The sequence below is a fragment of the Pseudomonas sp. LBUM1643 genome (assembly GCF_059716215.1).
Genome location: NZ_CP166813.1, coordinates 1836416 through 1847982, shown reverse-complemented (window position 1 = coordinate 1847982; position 11567 = coordinate 1836416). Strand labels below are relative to the sequence as shown.

Below are 11567 nucleotides of genomic sequence, written 5' to 3'. Positions count from 1 at the left end.
TGCGAATGCCGAATTGGCGACCGAATTAAGGTTGTTTATTGACTTTCAGCCCCCAATCGCCAGCAGGCTGGCTCCCACATTAGATCTAAGTCGATCACAAACCCTGTGGGAGCCAGCCTGCTGGCGATGACGTCCTTTCAGACGCTACGAAAATCAATGCAGACGCTTGCGGCACATCAACTGTGCCATTTTCGCGGTGTCTGGCCGCTCGACAATGCCTTTTTCGGTGACGATGACATCAATCAGGTCCGCAGGGGTCACGTCGAATACCGGATTGAACGCATCCACGTCCGCGCCGACGCGCTTGCCACCCACTTCCAGCAATTCGCGACCGTCGCGCTCTTCAATGGGAATGTCGTCGCCACTGGCCAGGTTCATGTCGATGGTTGAACTCGGGGCCACGACCATGAAGCGCACGCCGTGGTGCATGGCGTTCACTGCCAGCTGATAGGTACCGATCTTGTTGGCCACGTCGCCATTGGCGGTGATCCGGTCGGCGCCCACGATCACCCAGGTAATGCCCTTGGTTTTCATGATGTGGGCTGCAGCAGAGTCGGCATTGACCGTGACGGGAATGCCTTCGTTGGCCAACTCCCACGCGGTCAAGCGCGAGCCTTGAAGCCATGGGCGGGTTTCATCGGCGTAAACGCGCTCGACCATACCTTCGATGAACGCTCCGCGAATCACCCCCAATGCGGTGCCGAAGCCGCCGGTGGCCAGCGCGCCGGTGTTGCAGTGAGTCAGAATCGCCTGAGCGTTTCCCTGATGCTTGCGGATCAGGTCCACACCCAGCTGCGCCATGGTCAGGTTGGCTTCCCGATCGCTTTCATGAATGGCGATTGCCTCGGCTTCCAGCACTGCCAGTGGATCGGCGTGATTCTTCAAGCGTTCCAGGCGGTCGCGCATGCGGCCCAGCGCCCAGAACAGATTGACCGCCGTTGGCCGGGAGTCCGCCAGCAGTGCAAAATCAGCTTCCAGCGCCGCCTGCCAGTCGCCTCCTTCGGCAAACCGGGCGCGGGCTGCCAGCACCACGCCGTAGGCGACGCTGATGCCAATGGCCGGAGCACCCCTCACCACCATCGAGCGAATGGCCTCGGCCACGCCGGCGGCGCTGGTGCAGGCGATCCAGGTTTCCTCGAACGGTAAAACGCGCTGATCCAGCAGGTACAGGGCGCCATCACGCCAATCGATGGCCTTTACCTTCTCCGCAGCCAACAGTCGATCGCGCATCCCACACCCCGTACTCAGTAACAAAGCCGCCGATTATAGCGAGCCCCCGGCGAAGACGCTCGGGTATACTTCGCCATCCTTTACAAAAGCACTGGAACCGATCTTCGATGCCGAACACTCCCGCTGCGCTCGACCTGTTGCTGCTGCCGACCTGGTTGGTACCTGTCGAACCCGCAGGCGTTGTCCTCAAGGAGCATGCCATCGGCATCCGCGACGGGCGCATCGTTTTTATCGGCCCACGCGCCACCGCACTCAAGCTTGATGCGACCGAAGTGCGCGAACTGCCGGACATGCTGGTCTGCCCCGGCCTGATCAATGCGCACGGCCATGCGGCAATGACACTGTTCCGCGGCCTGGCTGACGATCTGCCACTGATGACCTGGCTGGAAAACCACATCTGGCCGGCTGAAGCCAAGTGGGTCGACGAAGCGTTCGTACGTGACGGTACCGATCTGGCGATTGCCGAGCAGATCAAAGGCGGCATTACCTGTTTCTCTGACATGTACTTCTTCCCGAAGGTCGCCAGCGAGCGCGTGCACAACAGTGGCATTCGCGCACAAATCGCGATTCCGATCCTCGACTTTCCCATTCCAGGCGCAAGCACGGCGGACGAAGCCATTCGTCAGGGCGTGGAATTGTTCGGCGACCTCAAGCACCACGAACGCATCAGGATTACTTTCGGCCCGCATGCGCCCTACACCGTGTGCGACGAAAACCTGGAGAAGATCCGGGTGATCGCTGAAGAACTGGACGCTTCGATTCACATGCACGTCCACGAGACTGCATTCGAAGTGCAACAGGCGGTCGACCAGACCGGTGAACGTCCTCTCGCTCGTCTCGGCCGCCTGGGCTTGCTGGGACCGCGCTTCCAGGCGGTGCACATGACTCAGATCAGCGACGACGACCTGGCATTGCTGGTAGAAAGCAACACCAACGTTATTCACTGCCCGGAGTCGAACCTGAAACTGGCCAGCGGCTTTTGTCCGGTCGAGCGTCTGTGGCAGGCCGGCGTCAATGTGGCCATCGGCACCGATGGCGCCGCCAGTAACAATGATCTGGATTTGCTGGGCGAAACCCGCACCGCCGCGTTGCTGGCCAAAGCCGTCGCGGGCTCTGCCACCGCACTCGACGCGCACCGCGCATTGCGCATGGCCACGCTGAACGGCGCCCGGTCAATGGGGATCGAGGCCGAGGTAGGATCGCTGGAAGTCGGCAAGGCCGCGGACATTGTCGCCTTTGACCTGTCCGGCCTGGCCCAGCAACCCATCTATGACCCGGTTTCACAGCTTATATATGCCACCGGCCGCGATTGCGTAAAACACCTGTGGGTGGCCGGCAAGCAACTGCTCGACGACCGTCGATTGACCCGTCTGGATGAAGAACAGTTGTGCGCTACCGCCAAGGCCTGGGGCCAGCGGATCAGCGGCCATACCGAATCGTAAGCACCCCGGGGCACCTGCCGGGGCAACAGGATTTTTCAAGTTTTAGAGGACTGAACCATGAGCAACGTCGACTACGCCGAAATCGCCAAATTCGAAGCCCTGGCCCATCGCTGGTGGGACCGCGAGAGCGAGTTCAAACCGCTGCACGACATCAACCCGCTGCGAGTCAACTGGATTGACGAAAGGGTCCAACTGGCCGGCAAGAAAGTCCTCGACGTCGGTTGCGGCGGCGGCATTCTGAGCGAGGCCATGGCCCAACGCGGCGCGACCGTCATGGGCATCGACATGGGCGAAGCACCGCTGGCGGTGGCGCAGCTGCATCAACTGGAGTCGGGCGTGACGGTCGAATACCGGCAGATCACCGCCGAAGCCTTGGCGGAAGAAATGCCCGAGCAATTCGACGTAGTCACTTGCCTGGAAATGCTCGAACACGTGCCGGACCCGTCCTCCGTGATCCGCGCTTGCTACAAGATGGTCAAGCCGGGCGGCCAGGTATTCTTCTCCACGATCAATCGCAACCCGAAAGCCTACCTGTTCGCCATTGTCGGCGCTGAATACATCATGAAGCTGTTGCCGCGTGGCACCCATGATTTCAAGAAATTCATCCGCCCTTCGGAGCTCGGTGCCTGGAGCCGCATGGCCGGCCTGACCGTCAAGGACATCATCGGGCTGACTTACAACCCGCTGACCAAGCACTACAAACTGGCCTCCGATGTGGACGTCAACTACATGATCCAGACCCTGCGCGAGGAGTAAGCCGATGCGTATCAGAGCAGTCCTTTTTGACATGGACGGCACGCTGCTCGACACCGCGCCGGACTTTATCGCCATCTGTCAGGCGATGCGTGCCGACCGCGGCATGCCGCCGATGAACGACAAGCACATTCGGGACGAGATTTCCGGTGGCGCCAAGGCGATGGTCGCAGTGACCTTTTCCATGGACCCGGAATCGCCTGGCTTCGAGGAGCTTCGTCTGGAGTTCCTGGATCGCTACGTCAAAGGGTGTGCCGTTCACAGCAAATTGTTCGACGGCATGGGTGAACTGCTGGCCGATATCGAAAAAGCCAATTTGATCTGGGGAGTGGTCACCAACAAGCCCCTGCGGTTCGCCGAGCCGATCATGCAGCAACTGGGGTTGGCCGAGCGTTCGGCGTTGTTGATCTGCCCTGACCACGTGAAGAACAGCAAGCCGGATCCGGAACCGCTGATTCTGGCCTGCAAGATGCTCGACCTGGATCCGGCGAGCGTGTTGTTTGTGGGTGACGACCTGCGCGATATCGAGTCCGGTCGCGATGCCGGCACCAAAACGGCTGCAGTGACCTATGGCTACATCCACCCAGACGACAACCCGCGGCACTGGGGCGCAGATGTGGTGGTTGATCATCCCCTGGAGTTGCGCAAGGTGCTGGATAGCGCCTTGTGTGGGTGCTGACCTGACTGGCTGAAGGATGCTTCTGTGGCGAGGGGATTCAGCGAAACGTCGCACCGCCCCGCTGGGTTGCGAAGCGACCCCAAGCCCGTCATTGCTGTCGGTCAGATACGCGGCATGCAACGATTTACGACTGCTTCGCAGCCGAACGGGGATGAATCCCCTCGCCACTAGTTCGATGCACGATTTTGTTGAGGTTTTTTTATGTTTGATTATTCCGCCCGTCCCGACCTGCTCAAAGGCCGGGTCATTCTGGTCACCGGCGCTGGCCGTGGCATCGGCGCTGCTGCCGCCAAGACCTACGCCGCTCACGGCGCCACCGTGTTGCTGCTGGGCAAGACAGAAGCCAACCTGACCCAGGTCTACGATGAAATCGAAGCCGCCGGCCATGCACAACCGGCCGTGATCCCGTTCAACCTCGAAACCGCCCTGCCCCATCAATACGATGAGCTGGCAGCGATGATCGAAACCGAATTCGGTCACCTCGATGGCTTGCTGCACAACGCGTCGATCATTGGTCCGCGCACGCCGATCGAACAGTTGTCCGGCGAAAATTTCATGCGCGTCATGCACGTCAACGTCAACGCCATGTTCATGCTCACCAGTACCCTCTTGCCATTGCTCAAGCTGTCTGCGGATGCGTCGGTTGTGTTCACGTCCAGCAGCGTAGGACGTAAAGGCCGGGCGTATTGGGGGGCCTATGGCGTCTCCAAGTTCGCCACCGAAGGCCTGATGCAAACGCTCGCTGACGAGGTCGATACAGTCGCCCCGATGCGTTCCAACAGCATTAATCCCGGCGCAACTCGCACCAGCATGCGTGCCCAGGCTTACCCTGGTGAAAACCCGCTGAACAACCCGACACCCGAGGAGATCATGCCGGTCTACCTCTACCTGATGGGGCCGGACAGCACCGGCGTCAACGGTCAGGCATTCAACGCCCAGTAACACCGTGCGTCGCCCTACGCATCGCGGCGACTTCCCGTCGCGGTGCGTAACAGCCGTCGCAAATGCACGAGTTCTTCGTCAAACAACCGTCACCTAATTTGCCAAAACCGCCCGATCAAATACTCAGCCTATTGATTTCAAAAGCTTTTAAATCGACTGAACTGAATGGCACGACTTTCGCTCTAATTTTGCTCAGACACGCCGAGTGAAGGCACATCGGGCGATGCGTAAGTCGATAGGTTAATAATCGTCGCCAAAGCGGACTAGACTTGATTCAAACGTCCTACGGGACTGATGGACCAGTATGATGCGCTGCCCAACGCCGCTCTCACCCAGCTTGTAAGACTGTCTTGCTGCTTAGGGGCGCATGCCATATGAAATCACCATCCCAGACCAACGCGATTGACTTCGATAGCGCGAAATTGCAACGCCTGGGCTTTGGACAGCAGCCCCCGATTCTGGAAAGACCGGTCAGCCTTGCGCAGTTGCGTCAACAGCTCTGCCTGCAACTTCAGACCAGCCTTGAGCCGCAACGCATACTCGGTCTCTTTTTCCGCGAAATTCAACGATTGGTACCGCTCGACGCCTTGAGCTACGAACACAAGGCCACTGATCTGCGCCTGGAATTCGGCCAGCGCGGTCATCATTCGATCAGTTACAGCCTCAGCCATGAAGGTGAGCATCTGGGAGAGTTGGTTTTTCGCCGCAATCAGCGTTTCAGCGATCAGGAACAGGGTCATCTCGAGTCCCTGTTGTCTGCACTGCTGTTTCCGATGCGCAACACCCTGCTCTACCGGGCCGCCACCCAAAGTGCATTACGCGATCCGCTGACTGATACCGGTAACCGCATTGCCATGGACCAGACGTTGCAACGGGAAATCGACATGTCGCGCCGTCACCTGCAGCCTTTATCGCTGTTGATGCTGGACATCGATCACTTCAAACGCGTCAATGACAACCATGGTCACAGTGCCGGTGATGATGTCCTCAAAGCCGTCGCCGCCGCGATCAAAAGCCAACTGCGCAACGTAGACATGGTGTTCCGTTTCGGCGGTGAAGAGTTTTTGATCCTGCTGTCCAACACTGGCCGTGAAGCCGCGGCCCTGGTGGGCGAACGGCTGCGTTTTGCGACGCAGGCCAAAGAGTATTCGGCCGACGGCAAGTCGGTCGAACTGACGGTCAGCCTTGGTTGTTCAACCTTGTTGCCTGGAGAGTCGGCCGAAAGCCTGTTGCGCCGCGCCGACAGTGCGCTGTACGTGGCCAAGCGCGAGGGACGCAACCGGTTGGCGATGGCGGGCTAAATCCCCCCAGCGGGCACGCGTTCAGGGCGGCCCGCGAAAGAATGAATCAGCGCACAGCGCCGCGTAATGCCCCCACCAGACCTTGCAATTTGGCTGGCTCCGCAGCTTCAACCGGCACTGCCGGTCCGGCGACCAGCGTCACCCGCGACCACAACCGACGAAACACACCTTTGTCCGGATCGCGACTGAAAAAACTCCCCCACAACCCCTGCAACGCCAACGGGATCACTGGCACCGGTGTCTCTTCGAGAATCCGCGTCAACCCGCCCTTGAACTCGTTGATCTCGCCATCCGTAGTCAGCTTGCCCTCCGGAAAGATACACACCAACTCGCCATCCTTCAGATATTGAGCAATCCGCTTGAAAGCCTTTTCGTAGATCTGGATGTCTTCCTGGCGCCCCGCGATCGGAATCGTGCCGGCCGTGCGGAAGATAAAGTTCAACACCGGCAGGTTGTAGATCTTGTAATACATCACAAAGCGAATCGGCCGACGCACCGCACCACCAATGAGCAACGCATCGACGAACGACACATGATTACAGACCAGCAACGCCGCCCCCTCATCGGGAATCAGCTGCAAATTTCGATGCTCGACACGGTACATGGAATGGCTCAGCAGCCAGATCATGAAACGCATGGTGAATTCGGGAACAATGCTGAAAATGTAGGCATTCACGCCGATGTTCAGCAGTGACACCACCAAGAACAGCTGGGGGATCGACAGCTTGACCATGCTCAGCAGCACGATGGATACAATCGCCGAGACCACCATGAACAGCGCGTTAAGAATGTTGTTGGCGGCTATCACGCGCGCCCGCTCGTTCTCGGCAGTACGGGACTGGATGAGCGCGTAAAGCGGCACGATGTAGAAACCGCCGAATACACCCAGACCGAGAATGTCGAACAGCACCAGCCAGGTGTGCCCGAACCCCAGCACTTCGAGCCAGCCGTGGCCCGCGACGCTGTCCGGGATTCCACCGGAATGCCACCACAGCAGTAGTCCGAAAACCGTCAGGCCGAACGATCCGAACGGCACCAGGCCGATCTCGACCTTTCGGCCCGAGAGCTTCTCGCAGAGCATCGAGCCGAGCGCGATACCCACCGAGAACACCGTCAGAATAAGGGTCACCACGGTTTCGTCGCCGTGCATCCATTCCTTGGCATACGCCGGGATCTGCGTCAGATAAATCGCCCCGACGAACCAGAACCACGAGTTGCCGACAATGGAGCGCGACACCGCTGGCGTCTGTCCGAGGCCAAGCTTCAAGGTGGCCCAGGACTCACTGAAAATGTTCCAGTTCAGGCGCATGTTCGGCGATGAGGCCGCCGCGCGAGGAATGCTGCGGCTGGCAAGATAGCCGAGTACGGCGATGCCAATAATCGCGGTAGAAACGATGGGAGCGTAATGAGTGGATGACAGCATGATGCCGGCGCCGATGGTTCCGGCGAGGATCGCCAGGAACGTTCCCATCTCGACCAGTCCATTGCCGCCGACCAGCTCTTCCTCACGCAAGGCCTGGGGCAGTATCGAATACTTCACCGGCCCGAACAGCGCCGAGTGAGTGCCCATGGCGAACAGCGCCACCAGCATCAACGACAGATGATCGAACATGAAGCCGACCGCACCGACCGCCATGATGGCGATTTCCCCAAGCTTGATCAGACGGATCAATGCGTCCTTGGCGAACTTCTCGCCAAACTGACCCGCCAACGCCGAGAACAGGAAGAACGGCAGGATGAACAGTAATGCACAGAGATTGACCCAAATCGAACGATCACCGTCGATGGTCAATTTGTAAAGAATGGCGAGGATCAGTGACTGCTTGAAGATGTTGTCGTTGAACGCCCCAAGCGACTGGGTCACGAAAAAAGGCAGGAAACGGCGGGTGCGAAGCAAGGTGAACTGTGAGGGGTGGCTCATCTTCCGTGTGTCCCTTTTGCAGTAAAGAGTGGCGTGGATACAGACATTGGAATGCCGAAGCTCGATCCAGGCCACACATTACCTAATCTTCGCCGGTTATTTCTTCAATCCTGCAATACAGGGTGAGACAAACAGCTCGCCTCGCCAGGCTCCCCGCACCGTACGTTTGCTGACGATCAGCCACATGAGCGTCAGCAATCCCACCAGCACGCATCCGAAGACCTCGAAGAACGCCAGATTCAAAGTGCTGGCCAGTTTCAACGTCGCCAGCGAATACACGCCCAGCGGGAAGGTAAAGCCCCACCAGCCCAGATTGAAAGGAATACCGGCCCGCAGGTAACGGACGGTGATCAACACGGCTATCAGCATCCACCACAGGCCGAATCCCCATAGCGTAATGCCCGCCACCAGCCCCAGTCCGGCAGCGATTTCACCGACACCCGGTAAACCGTTGGACGCGAAGATCGCCGGTGCATCGGCGCCCAGCAGCAACATCCCGAGCGCCCCAGTACCGATGGGACCCAGCGCGAGCCAGCTCGAAGCGGCCATGTTTTCGTGGGGCAATTTATGCAGCGCCATGCGCAGCAACAGGATCGTCAGAATGCTGAAGGCTACCGGCAGGGAAAACGCCCAAAGGACGTAGCTGGTCACCAGCATCACCAGCTGCGAATGGGCGTCGACAAGATGCGGTGCGAGCAAGCCCCCGCTGGCCGCTGCAACTTCCGCAGCGACCACCGGTAACAGCCAGACCGCCGTCATCTGGTCAATGCTGTGTTCCTGGCGCGTAAACATCATGTAAGGGATCAACACCCCGCACGCCAGGGACATCGCCACATCCAACCACCACAACACTTCGGCGATATGAATCACGCCATCGCCCCACCGCGGCAGGCCGAACACCAGAAAACCGTTAATGATCGTTGCCAGCCCCATGGGAATGGTGCCGAAGAACATCGATACCGTTGAGTGCCCGAAGATCCGCCGTGCCTCATCGAAGAACAACGTCCAGCGCGCCGCATAGAGGACGGTGAATAGCACGAACAGGAAAATATTGAACAGCCACAGCGCTTCGGCGAGGGCGTGCAAGCCGGGGATGGCGACAGGCACCTGCGCCAACGCCAAAGCCAGAACGCCTGTACCCATGGTGGCGGCGAACCAGTTCGGAGTGAATTGGCGAATCACTTCGCGCGGGTGTTGGAGGTGGCTGAAAGGTTTGATGCCGGTTTTGGCGTGAGTGCATGTCATGGCGGTCTCCTGTCCTCTGGTGAGGTGGAAGCCATGGTAGAACCGAATCGAATATCTATATAACGGGTAATATCTCTAACTGTTATCTGTTTTGCAGATATACGAGCGCTGGCGCATCAACGTGAGCAGTGCGCCCACTGACAGAATAATCAGCACAGCGCCATACCCATCAGTGGTTGCCACCAGACCGAAGGTCCGCGTCAGATTGCCCGCCAACAACGATGGCAAGCAGAACGCCAGATAACTGAGCACATAAAACGCCGACATCAACCCCGCTCGTTCATGGGGCAGTGCCAGCGGCACAACACTGCGTAATGCACCTAGAAAACCCGCGCCGAAGCCACAGCCCGCCACCAGCGTCCCCACGAAAAACAGCGACAGGCTCGCACTGTGTACGGCGATCAAAATCAACGCGACGCCCACCGGCAACAGGCTGGCGCCCAACTGCAGAACCTTGTCGGCAGGACGGTTACGCAACGTGTAGATCATCAGGGCGCCCGTGACCGTCAATGCGGCGACCGTTGCACCACCGATCAGGTTCGAAGTCGATCCGGTGGCGGTGCGCACCAGCGACGGTGCCAGCGAGGCGTAAAAACCACCCAGTGCCCACACGGCGATGTCGATGGGCAACACTCGCCATAGCGCACGCCGGGCCTGAGTCGGAACGTGCAAGGTCGGGCGCAGCGAAGCCAAGGCACCCGGTTGCCGACTGACGCTTTCCGGCAGCCGCCACACGTACAGGGCCTGCATTACGAACAGCACTAGCAGTACCCAATAGGTGAGCTGCAACGGTAGTGGCGCGAATTCGGCCAGCAAGCCGCACCCCATCGCGCCCATTGCCATCCCCAGCAGTGGCGCAACGCTATTGACCAACGGGCCTTGCTGACGATCAGTGTCCAGCAGCGCCGCACTCAGCACCGCTGTCGCCATCCCGGTGGCAAATCCCTGCAGCACCCTGGCGGCGATCAGCCACGGGACACTGTCGGCATTGATAAAAAGCAACATCGCGAGCATGTTCAGTAAAACCGCTGCGAAAATGACCGGTTTTCGTCCGAGGAAGTCCGACAGCGAACCGACGGTCAGCAGCGCCACCAGCAAGCTGATGGCGTAGACACCAAAAATCACTGTCAGGGTTGCGGCCGAGAACTGGAGATGTTCCTGGTACAAGTGATAGAGGGGCGTCGGCGCGGTGGAAGCTGCCAGAAAACTGAGTAAGGTAAACGCCAGAAACCACAGGCTGGTCTTTTGTGAGGCTGAGCTGGGCATGGACTGTCTCCGTAAAAGCTAATATTTTGCTTTTGCGGAGTGTGCTACTGACCAGCCCTTAAAGCAAATTCTTTGTGTTAAGGTCCGATGCATGGCTATTAAAGAAGGTTTACGCCCCGGCGGCCGCAGCGCCCGGGTGCAAGAGTCGATTCACTCGGCGGTCCGCGAACTTCTGGAAGAACAGGAGCGCTCAACCGTGACCGTGCCGCAGATCGCTGCCCGTGCAGGGGTTACGCCGTCGACCATTTATCGGCGTTGGGGCGATTTGTCCGTGTTGCTGGCCGACGTTGCCCTGGCGCGTATGCAGCCGGATGGCGAGCCCGCCAACACCGGCAGCTTGCGCGGTGATGTACGGGCATGGGCCGAGCAATATCTGGACGAGATGAGTTCCGAACCCGGTCGCAACATGCTGCGCGATGTTCAATCCAGCCTTACACCCGGTTACTGTGTGACGATCATTGGCGCGCAGTTGCAGACGATTCTGGATCGCTACCCCGATGTGCCGAAGCCGAGCGTTGACCGGCTGATCAATCTGGTGGCGGCGCCAACCGTTTTTCGCATTCTATTTTCAGAGAAGGCGCTTGAGGTTGAGGAATTGCACACGTTGCTCGAGATCGCGCTGGATCAGTGACGACGTCATCGCAAGCGAGCTCGCGATAAGGCCCGCAAAAACACCAGAAAAACTACCGGCCTTTCTACCCTGCGACACCCCGCCACGCCTCGACCTTGGTCGACACTGACGAACCCCCGACATCGTGCGAGACTGTCTGACCGGGCTGGAGTCCCGG

General features: G+C 59.1%; 10 protein-coding genes. 6 read left to right on the top strand and 4 right to left on the bottom strand.

The window, feature by feature from the left end; all coding sequences use genetic code 11:
• Positions 1 to 153: 153 nt before the first annotated feature.
• Complete coding sequence (gene mtnA / locus ACA063_RS08325) at positions 154 to 1230, bottom strand: S-methyl-5-thioribose-1-phosphate isomerase (protein ID WP_497665460.1); 1077 nt, start codon at positions 1228 to 1230, stop codon at positions 154 to 156.
• Positions 1231 to 1337: 107 nt separating this feature from the next.
• Here mtnA and ACA063_RS08320 point away from each other — a divergent pair, with 107 nt between their 5' ends.
• The 5 genes from ACA063_RS08320 to ACA063_RS08300 all read left to right on the top strand — a co-directional run bounded on the left by ACA063_RS08320 (position 1338) and on the right by ACA063_RS08300 (position 6347).
• Positions 1338 to 2672 (top strand): TRZ/ATZ family hydrolase, encoded by a 1335-nt coding sequence (locus ACA063_RS08320; RefSeq protein WP_497665459.1) that lies wholly within the window; start codon positions 1338 to 1340, stop codon positions 2670 to 2672.
• 57 nt (positions 2673 to 2729) lie between these two features.
• Positions 2730 to 3428: a bifunctional 2-polyprenyl-6-hydroxyphenol methylase/3-demethylubiquinol 3-O-methyltransferase UbiG gene (gene ubiG / locus ACA063_RS08315; RefSeq protein ID WP_162436103.1), complete on the top strand. Its 699-nt coding sequence runs from the start codon at positions 2730 to 2732 to the stop codon at positions 3426 to 3428.
• Positions 3429 to 3432: 4 nt separating this feature from the next.
• Positions 3433 to 4104, top strand: coding sequence for an N-acetylmuramic acid 6-phosphate phosphatase MupP (gene mupP / locus ACA063_RS08310; protein ID WP_497665458.1), 672 nt, complete (start codon positions 3433 to 3435; stop codon positions 4102 to 4104).
• 201 nt (positions 4105 to 4305) lie between these two features.
• The gene (locus ACA063_RS08305; protein WP_162436101.1) at positions 4306 to 5046 is read left to right on the top strand and encodes a YciK family oxidoreductase; all 741 of its coding nucleotides are present in this window, start codon (positions 4306 to 4308) and stop codon (positions 5044 to 5046) included.
• 374 nt (positions 5047 to 5420) lie between these two features.
• Positions 5421 to 6347, top strand: coding sequence for a GGDEF domain-containing protein (locus tag ACA063_RS08300; protein WP_497665457.1), 927 nt, complete (start codon positions 5421 to 5423; stop codon positions 6345 to 6347).
• Positions 6348 to 6393: 46 nt separating this feature from the next.
• On the opposite strand, the gene ACA063_RS08295 is transcribed toward ACA063_RS08300, so the two are convergent.
• The 3 genes from ACA063_RS08295 to ACA063_RS08285 form a co-directional block, all read right to left on the bottom strand.
• Entirely contained in the window at positions 6394 to 8268 is a 1875-nt protein-coding gene (locus tag ACA063_RS08295; RefSeq protein ID WP_497665456.1) for an MFS transporter, read from the bottom strand.
• A gap of 96 nt (positions 8269 to 8364) precedes the next feature.
• On the bottom strand, positions 8365 to 9513 hold the full coding sequence (locus tag ACA063_RS08290) for a TDT family transporter (RefSeq protein WP_497665455.1): 1149 nt from the start codon (positions 9511 to 9513) through the stop codon (positions 8365 to 8367).
• 75 nt (positions 9514 to 9588) lie between these two features.
• A complete protein-coding gene (locus ACA063_RS08285; protein ID WP_497665454.1) occupies positions 9589 to 10779 on the bottom strand; it encodes an MFS transporter in 1191 nt (396 codons plus the stop codon).
• Positions 10780 to 10870: 91 nt separating this feature from the next.
• On the opposite strand from ACA063_RS08285, the gene ACA063_RS08280 reads away from it, so the two are divergent.
• A complete protein-coding gene (locus ACA063_RS08280) occupies positions 10871 to 11410 on the top strand; it encodes a TetR/AcrR family transcriptional regulator (protein ID WP_162436096.1) in 540 nt (179 codons plus the stop codon).
• Positions 11411 to 11567 lie beyond the last annotated feature (157 nt).

Excerpts from the sequence above, each read along its gene's own strand:
- mtnA (WP_497665460.1), bottom strand. The coding sequence starts at position 1,230 with ATGCGCGATCGACTGTTGGCTGCGGAGAAGGTAAAGGCCATCGATTGG.
- ACA063_RS08320 (WP_497665459.1), top strand. The coding sequence starts at position 1,338 with ATGCCGAACACTCCCGCTGCGCTCGACCTGTTGCTGCTGCCGACCTGG.
- ubiG (WP_162436103.1), top strand. The coding sequence starts at position 2,730 with ATGAGCAACGTCGACTACGCCGAAATCGCCAAATTCGAAGCCCTGGCC.
- mupP (WP_497665458.1), top strand. The coding sequence starts at position 3,433 with ATGCGTATCAGAGCAGTCCTTTTTGACATGGACGGCACGCTGCTCGAC.
- ACA063_RS08305 (WP_162436101.1), top strand. The coding sequence starts at position 4,306 with ATGTTTGATTATTCCGCCCGTCCCGACCTGCTCAAAGGCCGGGTCATT.
- ACA063_RS08300 (WP_497665457.1), top strand. The coding sequence starts at position 5,421 with ATGAAATCACCATCCCAGACCAACGCGATTGACTTCGATAGCGCGAAA.
- ACA063_RS08295 (WP_497665456.1), bottom strand. The coding sequence starts at position 8,268 with ATGAGCCACCCCTCACAGTTCACCTTGCTTCGCACCCGCCGTTTCCTG.
- ACA063_RS08290 (WP_497665455.1), bottom strand. The coding sequence starts at position 9,513 with ATGACATGCACTCACGCCAAAACCGGCATCAAACCTTTCAGCCACCTC.
- ACA063_RS08285 (WP_497665454.1), bottom strand. The coding sequence starts at position 10,779 with ATGCCCAGCTCAGCCTCACAAAAGACCAGCCTGTGGTTTCTGGCGTTT.
- ACA063_RS08280 (WP_162436096.1), top strand. The coding sequence starts at position 10,871 with ATGGCTATTAAAGAAGGTTTACGCCCCGGCGGCCGCAGCGCCCGGGTG.